This window comes from Pseudomonas sp. 9_2_1 (assembly GCF_059295275.1).
In genome coordinates this window covers 2,219,379-2,238,461 of record NZ_CM181239.1, presented here as the reverse complement: position 1 = coordinate 2,238,461, position 19,083 = coordinate 2,219,379, and the positions used below count along the sequence as shown (strand labels likewise).

The window sequence follows — 19,083 nt, the reverse complement described above, 5'->3', positions numbered from 1 at the left end:
GTGCCCCGCTTCCCTGGGTCTCACCCCTGCAGGTTCATGACCATTTCATGCCAGGCCATGCCGCCGTGGTCAGAGGGCGAAGGCTGTACGTACTGATAGCCCATCTTGCGGTACAACTCGACGTGCTGTTCCTTGCACATCAGGTGAATGGTCTGCTTGCCCTGCGCCTTCATGCGCTGGATGAATTCATTCATCAGCAACCTGGCGTAGCCTTTGCCCTGTTCTGCCGGGTCGACCACTACCGACATGATCACCACGTTGGGTGCCTGCGGGTCGTGGCCGACCAGTTCCTTGAACGCTTCGTCGGACATCACTACCTGGTGGGCGCAGCCGCTGTTGATGAAGCCGACGATGCCTTGCGAGTCTTCGAGCAGCAGGAAGCCTTGCGGGTACTGGCTGATACGGGTGCGGATCTTTTCCAGGGTGGCGGCTTCGTCACCCTCGTAGGCGCCAATCTCGATGGCGTAGCAGCGCTCGGCGTCTGCCACGACAGGCTGGCGGAATTGCGTGTTGCTCATGGGACAGGCTCCAGAATCAGTTTGATTGTATTATCGCAGTGCATGGCACCGGCTGCGCCGGTGAGCGCTGGCAAGCCAGGCTCCCACCGATACTGCAGATGGCTTGACACCCATGCAGTCGAAGCAGGAGCGGCCTGGGGAATCAAGGTTCGATACGCTTCAGGTCATTCAACAACCCCATCAACTGCTGCAGCTTCTGTTCGTCAAACTGCGCTCGGATCGGCCCGGTGGGGAGTATTCCGGGCCAGCCCCAAAACCTGTCAGCAACACCGTTACCGGAACCGATACTCCAACCCCGCCCCCGCATACCAGGAGCGCCCAGGCGCTGCCTCGTAGTACCGCCCATTGCCGTCGCCGACAATCACCGACCCCACGTACTGCCGGTCAAACAGGTTGTCCAGCCGCACCAGCTGGTGGAACGTCCACGCCCCGACATGCTGCTCGAACCGCGTGCGCCAGTTGAACACGGCATACGCCGGCGCCGCCTTGGCGCTGTTGCTGTCATCCACGTAGACCTTGCTGCGGTACTGGCCTTCAACACCCATGCTGATGGACGCGACGGGCTTCCACAGCAGCTCGCCATACAGGTTGTCGAGCGGCACACCGGGCAACCGGTTACCGCTTTCGATGGTCTGACTGACATCCTCGGCGTAGCGCGCATCGGTGCGGGTGTAGACCAGGGTGGTCTGCCACTGCTCGCTCAGGTCACTCTGCAGGCTCGCCTCAAAACCGCGCCGCACAGTACGCCCGGCATTGCGATAGCTGGTGCGGCCGTCTTTTGAACTGTCGACGACGATTTCGTCATCGGTCCGAATCTCATACACCGCCACATTCAGCCGCGTGCGTTCGCCAAGCCGGTACTTCACGCCCATTTCATACTGCATGCTGGTGGCGGGTTCGAGGCCGAAGTTGAAGCTTTCGGCGGTACCCGGGGCATAGGCCATCTCGGCCTGCGTGGGGGTTTCGAAGCCTTTGCCAACACTCACGTAGCCACGCAGGTCAGGCGTGAACGCGTACATCACCGACAGCGAAGGCGTGGCCTGCTGGTACTTTTTCGAGCCGCTGGAATCACCGTTGGCCAGGTAATGGTCATCTACCCGCATTTCCATCGTGCTGTAGCGCAGCCCCAGCTCGCTGGTCCAGTTGCCGATTTCCCAGTGGGCCTGAAGGTACGGGTCCAGGCTGGTGGCGGTGTCCTGCTCGTCACGGCGCAGTTCGCCCTTCACGCCTAGCTGGTCGCCGCTGAAGTTCTGGTAGCCGCGGCGGTCGTCCTTGCTCTGGTCGTAATCGGCGCCGACGGTAAAGGTGAGGTTGCCCGGCACAGCGGCAACCGGCTGGATCCAGCGCAGGGTGCCACCGTGAAACTGCCGATCAAAATCCACCACCCCGCCACCGCGCTGGCTGTTGGAGGCAACTGTCCTGGGAATGGACAGGTACTGCACCACACTGCGCTGCCCCGCATACAGGTTGAACTGCAGCGTGGCATCGTCGAAATAGCGCTCGTAGTTCATGCCAAGCTGCTGATGATCGATGCTCTTGCGGGTGTTGTAGGTATCCGCCACTGGGGCGCTTGAACGCGGGTCGTGTTTGTAGGCGTCCCAGGTCTGCCCCAGCGGGTCCTGCGTGTTGTTCTGCTCCAGGCTGCTGTAGATCAGCGCCAGGCGCGAGTCATCGTCGAGCTTGAAATTGACCTTGGCGAAGGTCTGATCGCGACGCGCGGCACTGTGGTCGCGGTAGCCATCGGTGTCCATGCGCGATGCATCCAGGACGAAACCGGCGGTGTCGGTACCGCCTTCGGCAGACAGGTGGTTCTTGTTGAAGCCATCGCTGCCGAAGGTGGTTTCGGCGCCGACCCGGGCCGGCCCCTGGCCGTCACGGGTGAACATCTGGATCACCCCACCGGCATTGCTGCCGTACAGCGTCGCGGCAGGGCCGCGCAGCACCTCGATGCGCTCGGCCACGTCCAGGTTGAGCGTGGCCGCCTGCCCCTGGCCATCGGGGGTGCTGGCGGGTATACCGTCGCTCAGCAGCTTGATGCCGCGTACACCGAACGCTGAACGGGCACCGTAGCCGCGCGAGGAAATCTGCAGGTCCTGGGCGTAGTTCTGGCGGTTCTGCACCACCAGCCCCGGCACCTTGGTCAGAACTTCCGACAGGTTGACGCCAAGCTGGCCGTCGGTGCCGTTGGACAGGTCAACGGTATCGACCGAAAACGGCAAGTCGAAGCTGCTGGTGGGCGCATAGGCACCGGTGACCACCATGGGGTCCATGACCACCACATCGGGGGCACGGGGGGCGGCATGGCCAGCGGCATTCATGCCCCCTGCCAGAAACAGGGCAAGGCCCGTGCGTGCGGGTAAACGAGAAGGGATTTGATACATGCAAAACTTCCTGAAACCCAGGCCGACCCTTTGCAGGTCACGCCCGGGGCAACGCCACCGTGCGGCTGGCACGGTATACGAAAGCAGATAGATGAATTCAAAGGGTGTTGGTAACGCAGGCCTAGATCCTGTTGATGTAACAGTGGCCTTGGGTGCTGACCACCGACAGCCGCTTCTCGATTGCCCTGCCCTGGTAATCCAGCGCAATGCGCACGATCTGCAGCAGCGGCGCGCCTGGCTCCAGACCCAACAACTGGGCCTGATCGGCATCGGCACAGATAGCGAAAATACGCTCATCGGCATGCGCCACCGTTGCCCCGAAGCGCTGCTGATATAGCCGGTAGAGGGTGTTGGGCAGCACTTCCGGCTGGCGCTCCAGGCCGAAGAAACGCTCGGCACACAGGATGATGTCTTCGTAGATGGCTGGCTTGCCGTCCAGTTCGCGGATGCGCGAAATATGGATGACCTTGGCCCCCGGCTGCAGGCCCAGCGCTTGTGCTTCCTGCACGCTGGCCTTGCGTACCTTGCGCCCCAGCACGATCGACACCGGCAGGCAGCGTTCGCCGTCCGGGCGGCAGATATTGAAGAAACGGAACAAGGCATGGTCACCATCATGGGTGGCAACCGACGTTCCCTTGCCCTGCTGGCGTACCACCACATTCTCGGCCACCAGCTCATTGAGCGCCTTGCGCAGCGTGCCGACGCTGACCTGATAAGTGGTCGCCAATGCAGCCTCGCTGGGAATGAACGTGCCAGGTGACCACTCCCCTGACTGGATGCGCTCCATCAGCAAGTCCTTGATCTGCATGTACAGCGGCTGAAAGGTCGGGGCCTTGGGCGGATTTTGCAGGGCGTCGTTCATGGGCATCTGGCGTCGGCAGTTCGTAGAGCTGGAGTATAACCCGAACGAGGGAAAAAGCATCTCGCCTTGACTATCCTACAACCTATGTCCTATACATGACCTACGGCATATGAATGACCGTCACAGGAGAACAACAATGAGCATTGATTTTGTCGTCCACGATGCCGACGACGCTGTCGGCGTCGTCGTAGTCGAAGGCGTGCAGGCGGGCCAGAAGTTGACAGGTTGGGTCATGGACCAGGACCAGACCCTGGAATTCGTGGTGCGTGACGCCATCCCGATCGGCCACAAACTGGCCATTCGTGACCTGCAGGAAGGCGATACCGTGATCAAGTACGGGGTCGATATCGGCCGGGTCGTCAAGCCCATCCGTGAAGGCGAGCACCTCCACGTCCACAACGTCAAAACCAAGAGGTGGTAAGCATGGAACTCAACGGGCGCACTTTCCTGGGCTACCGCCGCGACAATGGCCGTGTGGGCATTCGCAACCACGTGATCATCCTGCCGGTGGACGACATCTCCAATGCCGCTGCCGAAGCGGTGGCCAACAACATCAAGGGCACCCTCGGGCTGCCGCACCCTTATGGTCGGCTGCAGTTCGGCGAGGACCTGGAGTTGCACTTCCGCACCCTGATCGGCACCGGCTGCAACCCCAACGTCGCGGCAGTGGTAGTGATCGGCATCGAGCCAGGCTGGACCCGACGCGTCGTCGAGGGTATCCGAGCCACCGGCAAACCGGTGGAAGGCTTCTGGATCGAGCAGAACGGCGACCACAACACCATCTGCGCCGCCTCGCGCAAGGCCCGCGAGTTCGTGCAGTACGCCACCGAGCTGCGCCGCGAGGCATGCGACATCAGCGAGTTGTGGGTGTCGACCAAGTGTGGCGAGTCCGACACCACTTCCGGCTGTGGCGCCAACCCCACCGTCGGCAACGCTTTCGACAAGCTGTACGCCCAGGGCTGCACCCTGGTGTTTGGCGAAACATCAGAGTTGACTGGCGGCGAACACCTGGTCGCCGAGCGTTGCAGCACCCCGGCGGTGCGGGAGAAATTCCAGTTCATGTTCGACCGCTACAGCGCCATGATCGACCGCTGGAAAACCAGCGACCTGTCCGAGTCGCAACCGACCAAGGGCAACATCGAGGGGGGCCTGACCACCATCGAGGAAAAAGCCTTGGGCAATATCCAGAAGATCGGCCGTAAATGCCGGGTGGACGGTGTGCTGGACAAGGCCGAGGAACCCACCGGGCCGGGCTTGTGGTTCATGGACTCGTCGTCTGCCGCCGCCGAGATGGTGACCTTGTGCGCAGCGTCCGGGTATGTGGCGCATTTCTTCCCAACCGGGCAGGGCAACGTCATCGGCAACCCTATCTTGCCGGTGATCAAGATCTGCGCCAACCCGCGCACCTTCCGTACCATGGGTGAGCATATCGATGTCGATGTATCCGGCCTGCTGCGGCGCGAGATAAACATGGACGATGCGGGCGACCGCCTGCTCGACATGCTGATGCGCACTGCCAACGGGCGCTTCACCGCCGCCGAAGCGCTGGGGCACCGCGAGTTCGTGCTGACCCGGTTGTTCGAAAGCGCCTGACCGGCCACGCCGTTGCCTGCCACGGGCAACGGCGTTGGTTTTTTGCCTGCGTTCAAGAAGTACGTCTCACAACAACCATAAATGGAGACCTTCATGAAACCGCTCCGCCCTGCCCCCACTCCTCCTCCCCCTCCGCTGTTTCTCCCCCAGCCCGCGCAACCACCACGACCGTACTGACCTGCACCGGGCCCTACAAAAATAAAGACCCTGTTCCCTGCCCTGATCAGCGCGATTGGCGTGGGGTATACGCTCATGGAGAAACAACCGTGAAAATTCTCAAGAACCTGTATGTCCAGGTAGTCATCGGCCTGATCGCCGGTATTCTCCTCGGCTACTGCTGGCCCTCGCTCGGGGTCGAGATGAAGCCCCTGGGTGATACCTTCATCCGCCTGATCAAGATGCTCATCACCCTGGTGATCTTCTGCACCGTGGCCATCGGCATCGCGCGCATGGAAAGCCTGAAGGAGCTGGGCAAGGTCGGTTTCAAGACCTTCATGTACTTCGAAGTGGTGACCACCCTGGCGCTGCTGCTGGGCATGATCATCGCCAACCTGGTGCAGCCCGGTGCCGGCATGAACATCGACCCGGCCAGCCTCGACAGTGGCGCCATGTCGCAGTACCTGGACCAGGTACACGCGCAGGAGTCTTCCAGCCTGCTCACCCAGTTGATCCCCAACTCGGTGGTCGGCGCCTTCGCCAGCGGCAACCTGCTGCAGGTATTGTTGTTCTCGGTGCTGTTCGGCGTGGCGTTGTCCGGCATGTCCAGGCGCAGCCGGCTGGCCGCGCGGGTGATCGAACAGTTTGGCGAAACCCTGCTGCGCATCGTCGGCATGATCATGTGGCTGGCTCCGATCGGCGCGTTCGGCGCCATGGCCTTCACCATCGGCAAGTACGGCATCGGTGCACTGCAGCAGATGGGCCTGCTGATTGTCTGCCTGTATGTCACCAGCCTGCTGTTCATCGGGATTGTCCTGGGCTCGATCAGTTTTGCCTGCGGGGTCAATATCTGGTCGCTGCTCAAGTACTTTCGCGAGGAGTTGCTGATCGTGCTGGGCACCTCTACCACCGAGTCGGTGTTGCCCCGGCTGATGCAGAAACTGGAACGGCTGGGTTGCGACAAGTCGGTGGTCGGCCTGGTGCTGCCAACGGGCTACTCGTTCAACCTCGACGGCGCCGCCATCTACCTGACCATGGCCTCGCTGTTCCTGGCCCAGGCGTTGAACATCGATTTGTCGTGGGGCCAGCAACTGAGCCTGCTGGTGATCTTGCTGATCACCTCCAAAGGCGGTGCCGGGGTGGCCGGTGCGGCCCTGATAGTGCTGACAGCGACGCTGGCCAGCCACGACATCATTCCGGTAGCGGCGATTACGCTGATTCTGGGCATTGACCGCATTCTCAATGAAGTACGGGCCCTGACCAACATGATGGGCAATGTGGTCGGCACCCTGGCGATTGCCCGCTGGGAAGGCAAGCTCGACCTCGCCCAGGCCCGCGCTGAACTGGCCGCCCCTGGCCGCTTGCCGACGCTTGATCAAGCCCCCCTGAACCTTTCGCAGAAAAAATCATGACCCCCTGCAAGGAGCCAATTCATGACTGTGCAAATCAGCGTTCGACGTGCCCGTGATCTGGCGGTGCAGGCCCTGCTCGGCGCCGGCATGCCGCAAAGCAGCGCGCAGAGCTGCGCCTATGCCCTGGTGCAGGCCGAATGCGAAGGCCTGCCATCGCATGGCCTGTCGCGCTTGCCGTTCTACCTTGAACAGATGGCCACTGGCAAAGTCGACGCCAAGGCCGTGCCAGATATGTCGGTCGAAGGCGCGGTGGTGCGGGTTGACGCTGCCTTCGGCCTGGCCTTCGCGGCCATCGATGCCGGGCTCGGCCCGGCGATGGCCACGGCACGGCGGCTGGGTATCGCGGCATTGGCCATCAGCCGCTCGCACCATTTCGGTGTGGCCGGGCAACCGGTAGAACGGGCCGCGCGCGAAGGCTTGCTGGCCCTCGCCCTGAGCAATGCGCCAGCGGCAATGGCGCCTTGGGGCGGGCGCACACCGTTGTTCGGCACCAATCCCATCGCCTTCGCCTCGCCCCGCCTGGACGACGCACCTGTTGTCATCGACCTGTCGCTGTCGAAAGTTGCCCGCGGCAAGGTGATGCTGGCCAGGCAGGCCGGCACGTCGATCCCGGCCGGTTGGGCCATCGACCAGGCCGGGAACGACACTACCGACCCGGCGGCTGCGCTGGCCGGCAGCATGCTGCCCATGGGCGATGCCAAGGGTGCTGCGCTGGCCTTGATGGTCGAGTTGCTGACGGCTGGCCTGACAGGCAGCCACTTCGGTTTCCAGGCCAGCTCGTTTTTCGATGCCCAAGGCGACGCGCCGGGGGTGGCTCACCTGTTGTTGCTGATCGACCCGCAACGGTTCGGGGTGGGCTACCTGAGCCATGTCGAAGCGTTGTTCGCGGCCATGCTGGAGCAGCCTGGCGTGCGTTTGCCAGGGCAGCGGAGGATGCGCGAGCGGCAGGCCAACAGTGACTTCATCGAAGTGCCGCAGGCGTTGCTGGATACGTTGCAAATGTGCGCCTGAGCTCACCAGCCTGGGGTGCATTGCGCCCCATTCACGCGACAAGCCCGCGCCTGCAACGACCGCACAGGGACGGGCTCATGCTGCCTGTCAGACGTCCGGCAACAACACCAGCTTGCTCGACGCCGTGCGCTGCGCATGCAGGTCGCCGAAGGCCTGCGCGCCCTCGCTCATGCGCCGCGTCTCGACCCAGCCCAGATCACCGAAGGCCCCGTCTTCCAGCGCCTGTACCGTGGCATGCATGTCGGCCATGCTGTAGGTGTAGGTACCCAGCAGCGACACCTCGGCCAGCGTCAGCTTGCGCATGTCGATTTCGCTGGCCCAGTCCTGCAAGCCAATGTGCATGATCACACCACCCGGCTTTATCGCCTGCAGCGCGGCGTGACGGGTGGCTTTGGCCCCCACCGCATCGATCACGTAGTCGAACGCGTCGACCGGGGTATCCGCTTGCAGCGGGTTGAACACCTCGCAGCCTGCACGCTCGCGGGCAGACTCGCGGCGCAGTGGGTTTACCTCGGCCATGCTCACCCGTCGGCAGCCATAGCTGCGCAACAGCAGGGCAGCCAGCAGCCCCACCGCACCGCCACCGATGACCAGGGTACGCAGCTCGGGCAGTGGCCGCGCCAGCACACGCAATGACAGGTTGATGGCATGCAGGGCAGTGGCCGCAGGCTCGGTGATTGCCGCCTGCACCATCGACAGGCTGTCGGGAATGGGGATCACCGACGCCGCCGGGATCGCCAGGAATTCGGCGAAGGCACCCGGCCGGCTCATGCCGATCATGCTGCGGTTGGCGCACAGGTTGTCGCGCCCGGCACGGCAATATTCGCAGTTGCCGCAGGTAATCAGCGGGTTCGCGGTAACCCGCTGGCCCTCCTGCAGCCGCGGGCTGGCACTTGCCACTACCACGCCTGCCAGTTCGTGGCCCAGCACCAGCCCCGGCTGGCGCCGCGGGTCGTGGCCGTGGAAGGCGTGCAGGTCCGAACCGCAGATACCGGCAGCGGCCACTTTGATGATTACCTCCCCGGCCTGCAGCGTCGGGTAGGGCCGCTCCTGCAACTGCATTTGCATCGGTTGGGTGTAGACAAGCGCTTTCATGGCTGCTCCTTGTTGTTGGGGTCCTGCATCGCTTCAGCGTGCCGGGGCAGGCTGGTAACCCGGCTCGGTCATGCCCTGCGACTGGTGCCGGCCAATCCAGCGGGCGCACCAGGCACTGAGCAAGCCGATGCCAAGCACGTAACTGCACAGCAACCAGGGATCGCCGGCGTTCATGCCCGTCAGCAATGCAGCGATGATGGGTGTCATGCCCCCCGCGAAAACCCCGGCCACCTGGTACACGAACGAAATGCCGGTGTAACGCACCGAGGCGTCAAAGCACTCCGAAAACAACGACGACATGGTGCCGAACACGGCCGCATGGAAGATCCCGAAGGGGATGATGATCGCCAGCCACACCAGCGCCAGTTGCCCGGAAAAGCTGTGCATCACCCAGAACGCCGGGAACACCGACAAGGCCGACAGCAAGGCCCCGGCACCATACACCCGCGCCTTGCCAACACGGTCCGCCACATGGCCCCACAGTGGAATGAAACAACTCATCAGCAAGGCGCTCAGCATGATCCCCACCAAGGCACTGGTGCGCGGCAGGTTCAGCGATTGCGTCAGGTAGTTCAGCGAATAGACCCCGAACACATTGAAGAACACCCCATCGATCATTCGCGCGCCCATGCAGGCGAAAATCATCCGCGGGTAACGCCGCAACATGATCAGGATCGGCAGCGCCTGCCGGGCCGGGGCATCAGCCTGCGGGCGGGTTTGCTTGAAGTCCTGGGTTTCACTGACGTGGGTGCGAATGTAGCTGCCCAGTAGCACGAACACGCCACTGAGCAGGAATGCGCAACGCCAGCCCCAGCTCATGAACTGCTCATCGCTGAGCAACCAGGACAGCAGGCCGATCACCCCCGATGCAATGACCAGGCCCAGCGACATGCCGATCTGCGGCAGGCTGGCGTAGAACCCGCGGCGCGCCGGCGGCGCCGACTCGTAGGTCATCAGCACCGAACCACCCCACTCCCCGCCCAGGCCGATGCCCTGCAGGATGCGGCACACCAGCAGCAGGATGGGCGCCAGCACGCCGACCTGATCGTAGGTCGGGATCAGGCCGATAACGACCGTGGCACCGCCCATCAACGCCAGGGTGATGATGAGCATTTTCTTGCGGCCCAAGGTGTCACCAAAATGGCCAAAGACAATGCCGCCGACCGGCCGCGCGATAAACCCCACGGCGAACACGCCATAGGACAACAGTACCGAGATCAATGGGTCGTCGGCGGGAAAGTACAGCTTGTTCAGTACCAGGCCGGCAACGACCCCATACAGGAAGAAGTCATACCATTCGATCACCGAGCCAAGCACGCTCGAGATCGTGGCACGACGCAGGTTGGATGAGGCAGGCGCAGTGGAAGTCATTGTTGTTATCTCCACGGTCGAACCGGTTGTGGCCGCCTGCTGGGCGGCCTGGTTAATTGGCGGTGTAGCCACCATCGACCATCAACGTCTGGCCGGTGACGTAGCTGCTGGCATTGCTGGCAAAGAACAGCGTGGCACCCACCAGGTCCTCGAGGTTGCCGTTGCGCCCGATGCATGTGCGTTCGGCATGGCGCTGGGCCAATGCCTGGTCGGCGAACACCTGAGCCGTCAAGGCGGTAGGAAAGAACCCCGGGCCGATGGCATTGCAGGTGATGCCGTGACGCGACCAACGTTGGGCGATCGCGCGGGTAAGCTGGACGATGCCGCCTTTACCGGCGCCGTATGGCGCACTGTCGGCGAAGGCGCGGCTGGACTGCAGCGACGCAATGTTGATGATGCGCCCCCAACCGCTGTCGGCCATGCCTGGGGCCAGAGCCTGTGCCAGGAAGAACGGCGCTTTCAGGTGCAGGGCCAACTGCTCATCCCAGGTCTGCGGGCTTACCTGCTCGAAGGGTTCACGGCGATTGACGCCAGCGGCATTGACCAGGATGTCCACCGTGCCGAGTGACCGCGCCGCCGCTTGCAGGTCATCCACGCAGGTCAGGTCGCAGCATCGGTAACTGGCTTCGATATCGGCCTGTTGCAAGTGCGCAACCTGCTGCTGCAAGGCTGCTTCGCTACGCGCCATCAACACCACACGGGCGCCCGCAGACCCCAGTGCCTGGGCCATCAGCGCGCCGATGCCGCTACCGCCCCCGGTCACCAGCGCGGTGCGGCCTTGCAGGTCAAACAGTACTGCCGGGTTCATGCATCACTCCTGTCGCCCGGGCCAGCGCCCGAGCGGGTATGGGTAGATGAGCAGGGACGATTGCTTCAGCGGGTAACCGGCTCACCGCAATCGAAGCCTTCGCCGGGGAAGTACTTGGCCAGGCGGTCATCGGCCGTGCGCGCATGGGCCTCCATGCCCTCCAGGCGCGAGATGCGCGCCGTCACCTGGCCGATCTGGCGCACAGCACTGCGGGGCATGCGTTGCCAGGTCAAGGTCTTGAGGAACTTGTGCACCGACAATCCTCCCGAGTAGCGGGCTGCACCTTTGGTCGGCAGCACATGGTTGGGCCCGCTGCATTTGTCACCGAAGGCCACCGTGGTTTCTTCACCGAGGAACAGCGAGCCATAGCAGGTCAGGTTGTCCAGCCACCAGCCAAGGTCGTGCGCGTGCACTTCCAGGTGTTCGCTGGCATAACGGTCGGACACCTCTACCACCTCGTCACGGCTGTCGCACAGAATCACTTCGCCATAGTCGCGCCAGGCGCAGAACGCCGCATCGCGGGCTACCGGCGGCAGGGCTTCGATCAGCTCCGGTATCTTGGCCATCACCGCCTGGGCGAGGCTGCGCGAAGTGGTGAACAACCAGGCCGGCGACTCGTGACCATGCTCGGCCTGGCCCACCAGGTCACTGGCCACGATAGCCGCATCGGCGCTGTCATCGGCGATGACCGCCACCTCCGAAGGCCCGGCGAACACATCGATGCCCACCTTGCCGAACAGGGCGCGCTTGGCCTCGGCGACAAATTTGTTGCCGGGCCCCACCACGACATCGGCGGGCTTGCCGCTGAACAGGCCGTAAGCCATGGTGGCAATGGCCTGCACCCCACCCAGGGTCATGATCAGGTCGGCACCGGCCGACTTGAAGGCATACAGCACATAGGGGTGGATGCTTTCTCCCAGAAACGGGCTGGAACATGCCAGCACCGTCCTTACCCCGGCGGCCTTGGCCGTGGCCACCCCCATGTAGGCCGAAGCGATATGCGCGTAACGCCCTGCCGGTGCGTAGCAGCCCACCACATTCACCGGGATCACCCGCTGCCCGGCAATTACTCCGGATGGCAGGGTCACTTCAAGGTCTTCGATGGAGCGTCGCTGGGCGCAGGCAAATTCATACACTTGGCGCGCGGCGAAATCGATGTCGTCACGAACACGTTTGGGCACCTGCGCAGTTCGCCGGTCGATCTCGGCATCGCTGAGCACGATATCGCCCTGCCACTTGTCGAGCGTGCGGGCATAGTCGCGCACCGCGTCCTCGCCGCGCCGCTGGATGTCTTCGAGCATTTCGGTTACCACTCGCTGTGCTTCGGCTGTGTTGGCGTCGGCAGATTTGCTGGCCTGCTTGAGGTAAGTGATGGTCATGGTGTCTCCGGCAAATGTTCTTGCAAAGAAATGAAAGCGCTTTCATTCAACGTAGCCTCTGCTCCGCCAAGATCAAGAACATTGGGAAAAAAGTGCCGAATGGTTGTATTGTCAGGTACCGCTCACTTACCAGACCGCCATGAATTCACGCCCCCGCCTGCATGATGTAGCCGCCCTGGCCGGTGTCTCCCCCGCCACGGTTTCCCGCGCGCTGTCCAACCCGCAGCTGGTGCGTGCCGACACCCGGGAAAAAATCCAGCACGCAATCGAGCGCCTTGGCTACCTGCCCGACGGCTCGGCCCGGGCATTGGCCTCGGGGCGTGCACGGATCATCGGCGCTATCATGCCCACGCTCGACAACGCCATTTTCGCCCGTGCAGTGCAAGGCCTGCAGACCACCCTGGCCAACGAGGGTTACCAGTTGCTGCTGGCAACCCACGAATACAACCCCAACGCCGAGCTGGAGCTGGTGCGGGCCCTGCTTGGCCAGGCAATCGATGGCCTGGTGCTGGTGGGTGCGGACCATCCCCAGCCGGTGTGGGAGATGGTGCGTGCGCATGACGTACGCCTGCTGGTGACCTGGGCCAGCCACCCTACCCAGCCGTCGCTGGCCTTCGACAACTACCGTATCGGCCAGCTGGCTGCCGAGCACCTGTTACGCCTCGGCCATCGGCAGATGGGCGTGATCTCGGGTTTCTTTCGCCATAACGATCGGGCCCGCGCGCGCCTGGCCGGGTTCCGCGAAACCTTGGCCGTTGCCGGTTGCACCCTGCCCGACGGCAACATCGTCGAGCAGCCGTTCGGCTTCGAAGGCGGCCGTGCCGGGCTCAACCAGCTGCTGCGCCTGAACCAGCGTCCGACGGCGGTGTTCTGCGGCAATGATGTGCTCAGCGTGGGCTGCCTGTTCGAAGCCCAGGCTTTGGGGCTTGAGGTCCCGGCGGACCTGTCCATTGTCGGGTGCGACAACCTGCCCCTCACCGCACAGGTCACCCCGGGAGTGACGACCGTGTTACTGCCTACCTACGAGCTTGGCCAGCGTGCCGCCAGTACCTTGTTACAGTGGATCCGCAGCGGTCAGGCTCCGCAAAGCGAGTGCCTGCCGGTCGAGCTGATCGTGCGCGGCACAACCGCTGCGCCGCGCTGAACACTGAGGCTCGCCTGCGCCACACACACTTGCCTGCCAGGATCATGGTCGGGTCCATGGCAATCCGCTTTTTTGCTCGCTGCTGAATCAGAACCCGACGATGAGGAACCCTGTGGAATACGCGGGATACAGCCGCCCACGGTCCGGCCCAGGCTTGAGCAAGGTTTTCGCCTGACAGGCTGTTGCGAAATTACTTACAGTGAAATACTGTATGCGCATACAGCAAAACAAGGAAATGCCTGTGTCCAGGACCGCCTCTGCCACCCCAAGCAGCTATGAACAGCTGGGTGTACGCATCCAGAAGATCATCAACAGCCCCACCGCCCAGCGCAGCCGTGCGGCGCTGATCTATCGCCTGGAACAGGAAACCCCGGAAGACTGGGAAACCCTGCTCGAGGAGATTGCCGAAAACGACAATGTCACCCTCGCCCACCGCGATGATGGCGGCGTGCAGATCTTCTGGACCGTGCCAAAGGAAGACTGACCACGCATGAGAGTTTCGTTTTTCGCGGCAGCCTGCCTGTTATTGATCACCCCATTTGTGCAAGCCGACGCGCCGCGCACCTTCCAGGAGGCGAAGAAGGTCGCCTGGAAGTTGTACGCGCCACAATCGACCGAGTTCTATTGCGGCTGCAAGTACAAGGGCAACAAGGTCGACCTGGCGTCGTGCGGCTACACCCCGCGCAAGAATGCCCAGCGCGCAGCGCGCATCGAGTGGGAGCACATCGTGCCGGCCTGGCAGATCGGCCACCAGCGCCAGTGCTGGCAGAACGGTGGGCGCAAGCAGTGTTCGCAGCATGACGAGGCGTACAAGCGCGCCGAGGCCGACCTGCACAACCTGGTGCCCAGCATCGGCGAGGTCAACGGCGACCGCAGCAACTACAGTTTCGGCTGGTTGCCCGAACAGCGCGGGCAATATGGCAGCTGCCTGACCCAGGTCGACTTCAAGGCGAAGAAAGTCATGCCGCGCCCGTCTATCCGCGGCATGATCGCGCGCACCTATTTCTACATGAGCAAGCAATACAACCTGCGCCTGTCCAGACAGGACCGCCAGCTGTTCGAAGCCTGGAACAAGACCTACCCGCCGCAAGCCTGGGAGCAGCAACGCAACCAGCGAGTGGCCTGCCTGATGGGGCGTGGCAATGAGTTTGTCGGGCCGGTCAACCTCAATGCCTGCAGCTGAGCATCACGCCAATGCCTGCAGATAGGCACTGGCTTGGCGGTAACGGGTCAGCCGCGCCAGGTCGTCAAGGCCTGGGGAAGCGATGCGCGAAAGATCACTGTTGTCCGCCAGGTCGGCCAGTTTGACGCTGCGCGCCAACGGGTCATCGCCCAGGCGCACCACGAAGTCCTGGTAAGCTTCGCCCTCGCGGCGGCTAAGCGCCAGCAAGGCGGCAAGGATCTTCAGCGCAAAGCCCTCGCGGGCCAGGTCGGACAAGGTCAGCGGCGTGTCTTCGATCACGTCGTGAAGCACCGCGACAATCCGTTGTTCAGGTGTGGCAACCCGCATCATCACGCGTAGCGGGTGGAGGATATAAGCCGCCCCACCCTTGTCGTATTGCCCTTCATGCGCCCTGGCAGCCACGGCAATGGCCCGCTCCAGTGTAGACATGAGGCCCTCCCCGTTCAGCATCTCCCAACCCAAGCATAGCCAAACTTGTGTGAAAAATGTCGCAAGCACTGGCTGCGGTCAGGACCAGCGGCTGGCCAACATCCCTTCAGCCGTCGAACCGCCGCGAAAGGGCCGGGCCTGCAGGCCAATATCCCCCGGCCATTCACCGTCGCAGCCGCCGTCGCATTAGCGGGTGAACCTGCAGACTATCTACATTGATCGTGAAATCAGCGGGCCACGCCGTGCTGGATGACCACCGAGTCGGTGCCCAGTTTGGCCATTACCTCGTCCCTGCGCGCCTGCGCTTCTTCGCGGGTAGGGAATGGCCCCATCAGCACCACCGGCTTGCCGTTGCGGTACTCAACCGAGGACGGGATGCCCTTTTCGATCAGGCGTGCGGTCATGTCGCTGAGTGCGCCCATGTTGGCGCCCTGGACCACTTCTACATCCCAGCCTTGCGGGGCCGGCTGGTCAGCCAGCGCGTCGGCGCGCCGCTGCAGGTCGGCACCACCGCAGATCTCGCGAATGCGCAGGTTATTGCCGCTGTCGTCGACGATGATGTCGTACTGGCCATCGCGCTTGATCGCCACGTAGCTGCGATAGGCCTCGTACTGCCCGGCATCATCCTTGCCGCGGACCTGGCCGCAGATGGTGCCCTGGGTATCGATGCGTACGTTGCCGAACTTGGCCGTCTTGGGGTTGTGCAGGTGTTCGGCCACCTGCTTGTGTACGCCTTCGACCTCGTTTTCACAGCCCGCCAGGGCGAGCACTGCCATTACCACAGCCAGTTTGCGCACGCGTGTACCTCCAGATTCGAAGGGGCGGATTCTAGCATGCAGGCAGTGCCGGGAACCGCGACCAAAGGTTACACGCTGCTACGAGCGCACATGCAAAAAGGGCGATCATTTCTGATCGCCCTTTTCGGATTTGGTAGGCACAATTGGACTCGAACCAACGACCCCCACCATGTCAAGGTGGTGCTCTAACCAACTGAGCTATGTGCCTGTCGTGTGGTGCGCATATTAGTGATCGAATGCGTACCTGTAAAGCTTTTTTTTCAGAAAAATCAAAAACTTTCGACTGCCAGCGCATCACCCTTCAATCGCAGTCGCATTGCCCGATAAACGGGACAATGAAAAAAGGGATGACCCTTGCGGATCACCCCTTCTTCGATTTGGTAGGCACAATTGGACTCGAACCAACGACCCCCACCATGTCAAGGTGGTGCTCTAACCAACTGAGCTATGTGCCTGTCGTGTGGTGCGCATTCTACTGATTCCAAAAACCCTGTCAACACTTTTTTTCGAGCTAACCTACTGAATCTTAACCTCTTTATATAAAGGTGCTGCCCCGGGGCCGAGTAAAGGATTTTCAACGGACGACTAGCGGGTGTTTATTATTATTGATAGCATCGGTACATTCGTTAAAAATATAAAACACAGAGGTTCCTGCAGCATGGCTAACACCCCCTACCCCCAGTCCTACTACGCCGCCTCGGCCAACCCGGTGCCGCCACGTCCGGCGCTGCAGGGTGAGGTGGAAACCGATGTCTGTATCATCGGTGCCGGCTACACCGGCCTGTCCAGCGCGCTGTTCCTGCTGGAAAACGGCTTCAAGGTGAGCATTGTCGAAGCGGCCAAGGTGGGCTTTGGCGCATCGGGCCGCAACGGCGGCCAGATCGTCAACAGCTACAGCCGCGACATCGACGTCATCGAACGCACCGTCGGCCCCCAGCAGGCTCAACTGCTGGGCCACATGGCTTTCGAAGGCGGGCGCATCATTCGTGAGCGCGTGGCCAAGTACAACATTCAGTGCGACCTGAAAGACGGTGGCGTATTCGCCGCCATCACCAGCAAGCAGATGGGCCACCTGGAGTCGCAAAAACGCCTGTGGGAACGCTTTGGCCATAATCAGCTGGAGCTGATGGACCAGAAGCGCATCCGCGAAGTGGTTGCCTGCGACAGCTACATCGGTGGCATGCTCGACATGAGCGGCGGCCACATCCACCCGCTCAACCTGGCACTGGGCGAAGCCGCTGCGGTCGAGTCGCTGGGCGGCATCATCTATGAGCAAACCCCGGCCATTCGTATCGAGCGCGGTGCCAACCCGGTCGTACACACCCCGCAGGGCAAGGTCCGCGCCAAGTTCATCATTGTCGCCGGCAACGCCTACCTGGGCAACCTGGTACCCGAGCTGGCCGCCAAGTCGATGCCATGCGGCACCCAGGTGATCACCACCGAGCCACTGGGCGAGGAACTGGCGCGCACGCTGCTGCCACAGGACTACTGCGTCGAGGACTGCAACTACCTGCTCGACTACTATCGCCTGACCAGCGACAAGCGCCTGATCTTCGGCGGTGGCGTGGTGTACGGCGCGCGTGACCCGGCCAACATCGAGGCGATCATCCGTCCGAAGATGATCAAGGCGTTCCCGCAGCTGAAGAACGTGAAAATCGACTACGCCTGGACCGGTAACTTCCTGCTGACGCTATCGCGCCTGCCTCAGGTCGGCCGTATCGGCGACAATATCTACTACTCCCAGGGCTGCTCGGGCCACGGCGTCACCTACACCCACCTGGCGGGCAAGGTGCTGGCCGAGGCTCTGCGTGGCCAGGCCGAGCGTTTCGATGCCTTCGCCGGCCTGCCGCACTACCCGTTCCCGGGTGGCCAGATGCTGCGCGTACCGTTCAGCGCCATCGGTGCCTGGTACTACAGCCTGCGCGATCGCCTGGGCTTCTGATGCAGGCAGGCCGGTAGCGGCTAATGCCGGTCAAAAGGTTAATGGGGCTGCTGCGCAGCCCGTCGCCGGCAAGCCATGCTCCCACAAGTACGGAGCATGGCTTGAATGCGATGGGCTGCAAAGCGGCCCCAATTGCTTGAATGACTGGCATTCCGGCAGCGGCACACTTATTTGTTCAGGCTGTTCACGGCCTGCTTCGCCGCAATCTCCTGCCCCGCCCGCGCCAGCTCATCCGCAGCCTGCAACCAACGCTGGCGGTCGACCTGGGCCGGCAACTGGCGCGGTGGCTGCACCAGCACCGCCCAACTTCCCTGCTTGGCCCACGCCGAGACAAAATCATCGAACGCCATCACCTGCCGCCGGTGCATGCCCGAGCGCAATAGCACCCGCTGCTTGTAGCGGTCATAACCGATCAGCACGGCATAGCGTGGCTCGCTCCACCAGGCCGAACCGTCCTCATAACGCAGCAACACCGGGTTGCCCGCCGCTACCTGGGTCAACAGCGCGTCCAGCTGCTTGTCCAACGGGTACACCACCATGCCGTAGTCCCGCGCCACGCGGGGGATGCCGCTGTCCAGTGTTTCGGCGCCCTGGGGCAGGTTCAGCGGTTTGTCCAGCAGCCCGGGGGTGATCGGCGCGCCCTGTTGCGACAGCACCGCCGCCAGGGCCATGGCGCCGCTGTGGTTGGCGTTGCCACGGTAGAAGGGCACGCTGCTGATCTCGACCCGTTGCGGCAGGCCCTTCAGATTGCCGGGAGGCGTGCCGGCACAGCCAGCCAGGGTTACCGCAATCAGGCACGCCAGCAGCAACCGCCGCGAGCCAGTGAATGGCGACTTGCAGGAAACGTGCTCCATGGACACTCGCTTGTTCCAACGCCAGGCAGGCAGCGCCCGGCTCTGGGCACCGATCATAGGTCCCACGACGGCGCGGGTATAGTCCGACAGCCGCTTGAAGCGAATCGGACCAAAGCGCAGGGCTTTATTCGATGGAACGTCACACGGG

18 protein-coding genes and 2 tRNA genes are annotated in these 19,083 nt (G+C 62.7%); 8 read left to right on the top strand and 12 right to left on the bottom strand.

Annotated features, from left to right (window positions below; genetic code table 11):
• Positions 1-20: 20 nt before the first annotated feature.
• From AC5O5I_RS10115 to AC5O5I_RS10105, 3 genes are all read right to left on the bottom strand, one after another.
• Positions 21-518 carry a GNAT family N-acetyltransferase gene (locus AC5O5I_RS10115; protein ID WP_172286383.1) on the bottom strand — a complete coding sequence of 166 codons (498 nt, stop codon included), beginning with the start codon at positions 516-518 and terminating at the stop codon, positions 21-23.
• 272 nt (positions 519-790) lie between these two features.
• A complete protein-coding gene (locus AC5O5I_RS10110) occupies positions 791-2,890 on the bottom strand; it encodes a TonB-dependent receptor family protein (protein WP_494512752.1) in 2,100 nt (699 codons plus the stop codon).
• Between the two features lie 130 nt (positions 2,891-3,020).
• Entirely contained in the window at positions 3,021-3,761 is a 741-nt protein-coding gene (locus tag AC5O5I_RS10105; RefSeq protein WP_218583479.1) for a GntR family transcriptional regulator, read from the bottom strand.
• Positions 3,762-3,897: 136 nt separating this feature from the next.
• On the opposite strand from AC5O5I_RS10105, the gene AC5O5I_RS10100 reads away from it, so the two are divergent.
• From AC5O5I_RS10100 to AC5O5I_RS10085, 4 genes are all read left to right on the top strand, one after another.
• Positions 3,898-4,182 (top strand): UxaA family hydrolase, encoded by a 285-nt coding sequence (locus AC5O5I_RS10100; protein WP_172225359.1) that lies wholly within the window; start codon positions 3,898-3,900, stop codon positions 4,180-4,182.
• 2 nt (positions 4,183-4,184) lie between these two features.
• The gene (locus AC5O5I_RS10095; protein ID WP_172225362.1) at positions 4,185-5,354 is read left to right on the top strand and encodes a UxaA family hydrolase; all 1,170 of its coding nucleotides are present in this window, start codon (positions 4,185-4,187) and stop codon (positions 5,352-5,354) included.
• A gap of 266 nt (positions 5,355-5,620) precedes the next feature.
• Positions 5,621-6,922, top strand: coding sequence for a C4-dicarboxylate transporter DctA (gene dctA, locus AC5O5I_RS10090; protein ID WP_172286381.1), 1,302 nt, complete (start codon positions 5,621-5,623; stop codon positions 6,920-6,922).
• A gap of 21 nt (positions 6,923-6,943) precedes the next feature.
• Positions 6,944-7,933 (top strand): Ldh family oxidoreductase, encoded by a 990-nt coding sequence (locus AC5O5I_RS10085; protein WP_494512504.1) that lies wholly within the window; start codon positions 6,944-6,946, stop codon positions 7,931-7,933.
• 87 nt (positions 7,934-8,020) lie between these two features.
• Here the strand turns inward: AC5O5I_RS10085 and AC5O5I_RS10080 are convergent, their stop codons facing one another.
• The 4 genes from AC5O5I_RS10080 to hpsN form a co-directional block, all read right to left on the bottom strand.
• On the bottom strand, positions 8,021-9,028 hold the full coding sequence (locus tag AC5O5I_RS10080) for an alcohol dehydrogenase catalytic domain-containing protein (RefSeq protein ID WP_172231611.1): 1,008 nt from the start codon (positions 9,026-9,028) through the stop codon (positions 8,021-8,023).
• A 33-nt stretch (positions 9,029-9,061) separates the two neighbouring features.
• Positions 9,062-10,399, bottom strand: a complete 1,338-nt coding sequence (locus AC5O5I_RS10075; protein ID WP_172231608.1) for an MFS transporter — start codon at positions 10,397-10,399, stop codon at positions 9,062-9,064.
• A 52-nt stretch (positions 10,400-10,451) separates the two neighbouring features.
• Positions 10,452-11,207 carry an SDR family NAD(P)-dependent oxidoreductase gene (locus AC5O5I_RS10070; protein ID WP_172286378.1) on the bottom strand — a complete coding sequence of 252 codons (756 nt, stop codon included), beginning with the start codon at positions 11,205-11,207 and terminating at the stop codon, positions 10,452-10,454.
• A gap of 65 nt (positions 11,208-11,272) precedes the next feature.
• Positions 11,273-12,586 carry a sulfopropanediol 3-dehydrogenase gene (gene hpsN, locus AC5O5I_RS10065; protein ID WP_172286377.1) on the bottom strand — a complete coding sequence of 438 codons (1,314 nt, stop codon included), beginning with the start codon at positions 12,584-12,586 and terminating at the stop codon, positions 11,273-11,275.
• Positions 12,587-12,725: 139 nt separating this feature from the next.
• On the opposite strand from hpsN, the gene AC5O5I_RS10060 reads away from it, so the two are divergent.
• The 3 genes from AC5O5I_RS10060 (at position 12,726) to AC5O5I_RS10050 (ending at position 14,913) form a co-directional block, all read left to right on the top strand.
• On the top strand, positions 12,726-13,730 hold the full coding sequence (locus tag AC5O5I_RS10060) for a LacI family DNA-binding transcriptional regulator (protein ID WP_172286376.1): 1,005 nt from the start codon (positions 12,726-12,728) through the stop codon (positions 13,728-13,730).
• 241 nt (positions 13,731-13,971) lie between these two features.
• Complete coding sequence (locus tag AC5O5I_RS10055) at positions 13,972-14,214, top strand: DUF1654 domain-containing protein (protein WP_172230726.1); 243 nt, start codon at positions 13,972-13,974, stop codon at positions 14,212-14,214.
• A gap of 6 nt (positions 14,215-14,220) precedes the next feature.
• A complete protein-coding gene (locus AC5O5I_RS10050) occupies positions 14,221-14,913 on the top strand; it encodes an endonuclease (RefSeq protein WP_172230723.1) in 693 nt (230 codons plus the stop codon).
• A gap of 3 nt (positions 14,914-14,916) precedes the next feature.
• Here AC5O5I_RS10050 and AC5O5I_RS10045 read toward each other — a convergent pair whose 3' ends face one another.
• The 4 genes from AC5O5I_RS10045 to AC5O5I_RS10030 all read right to left on the bottom strand — a co-directional run bounded on the left by AC5O5I_RS10045 (position 14,917) and on the right by AC5O5I_RS10030 (position 16,594).
• Positions 14,917-15,342: a GTP pyrophosphokinase gene (locus AC5O5I_RS10045; RefSeq protein ID WP_172230720.1), complete on the bottom strand. Its 426-nt coding sequence runs from the start codon at positions 15,340-15,342 to the stop codon at positions 14,917-14,919.
• A gap of 227 nt (positions 15,343-15,569) precedes the next feature.
• On the bottom strand, positions 15,570-16,139 hold the full coding sequence (locus AC5O5I_RS10040) for an SPOR domain-containing protein (protein ID WP_172230717.1): 570 nt from the start codon (positions 16,137-16,139) through the stop codon (positions 15,570-15,572).
• Positions 16,140-16,270: 131 nt separating this feature from the next.
• Positions 16,271-16,347 (bottom strand) — tRNA-Val (locus AC5O5I_RS10035).
• A gap of 170 nt (positions 16,348-16,517) precedes the next feature.
• A tRNA-Val gene (locus AC5O5I_RS10030) sits at positions 16,518-16,594 on the bottom strand.
• Between the two features lie 203 nt (positions 16,595-16,797).
• On the opposite strand from AC5O5I_RS10030, the gene AC5O5I_RS10025 reads away from it, so the two are divergent.
• Complete coding sequence (locus AC5O5I_RS10025; RefSeq protein ID WP_172287248.1) at positions 16,798-18,081, top strand: NAD(P)/FAD-dependent oxidoreductase; 1,284 nt, start codon at positions 16,798-16,800, stop codon at positions 18,079-18,081.
• Positions 18,082-18,248: 167 nt separating this feature from the next.
• On the opposite strand, the gene AC5O5I_RS10020 is transcribed toward AC5O5I_RS10025, so the two are convergent.
• Positions 18,249-18,992, bottom strand: a complete 744-nt coding sequence (locus AC5O5I_RS10020; RefSeq protein ID WP_172232844.1) for a peptidase C39 family protein — start codon at positions 18,990-18,992, stop codon at positions 18,249-18,251.
• Between the last annotated feature and the right edge of the window lie 91 nt (positions 18,993-19,083).

Bases quoted from the DNA above. Each gene is read 5' to 3' on its own strand.
- AC5O5I_RS10070 (WP_172286378.1), bottom strand. From the start codon at position 11,207: ATGAACCCGGCAGTACTGTTTGACCTGCAAGGCCGCACCGCGCTGGTG.
- AC5O5I_RS10050 (WP_172230723.1), top strand. From the start codon at position 14,221: ATGAGAGTTTCGTTTTTCGCGGCAGCCTGCCTGTTATTGATCACCCCA.
- AC5O5I_RS10080 (WP_172231611.1), bottom strand. From the start codon at position 9,028: ATGAAAGCGCTTGTCTACACCCAACCGATGCAAATGCAGTTGCAGGAG.
- hpsN (WP_172286377.1), bottom strand. From the start codon at position 12,586: ATGACCATCACTTACCTCAAGCAGGCCAGCAAATCTGCCGACGCCAAC.
- AC5O5I_RS10025 (WP_172287248.1), top strand. From the start codon at position 16,798: ATGGCTAACACCCCCTACCCCCAGTCCTACTACGCCGCCTCGGCCAAC.
- AC5O5I_RS10095 (WP_172225362.1), top strand. From the start codon at position 4,185: ATGGAACTCAACGGGCGCACTTTCCTGGGCTACCGCCGCGACAATGGC.
- AC5O5I_RS10060 (WP_172286376.1), top strand. From the start codon at position 12,726: ATGAATTCACGCCCCCGCCTGCATGATGTAGCCGCCCTGGCCGGTGTC.
- AC5O5I_RS10105 (WP_218583479.1), bottom strand. From the start codon at position 3,761: ATGAACGACGCCCTGCAAAATCCGCCCAAGGCCCCGACCTTTCAGCCG.
- AC5O5I_RS10075 (WP_172231608.1), bottom strand. From the start codon at position 10,399: ATGACTTCCACTGCGCCTGCCTCATCCAACCTGCGTCGTGCCACGATC.
- AC5O5I_RS10045 (WP_172230720.1), bottom strand. From the start codon at position 15,342: ATGTCTACACTGGAGCGGGCCATTGCCGTGGCTGCCAGGGCGCATGAA.
- AC5O5I_RS10020 (WP_172232844.1), bottom strand. From the start codon at position 18,992: ATGATCGGTGCCCAGAGCCGGGCGCTGCCTGCCTGGCGTTGGAACAAG.
- AC5O5I_RS10100 (WP_172225359.1), top strand. From the start codon at position 3,898: ATGAGCATTGATTTTGTCGTCCACGATGCCGACGACGCTGTCGGCGTC.
- AC5O5I_RS10115 (WP_172286383.1), bottom strand. From the start codon at position 518: ATGAGCAACACGCAATTCCGCCAGCCTGTCGTGGCAGACGCCGAGCGC.
- AC5O5I_RS10085 (WP_494512504.1), top strand. From the start codon at position 6,944: ATGACTGTGCAAATCAGCGTTCGACGTGCCCGTGATCTGGCGGTGCAG.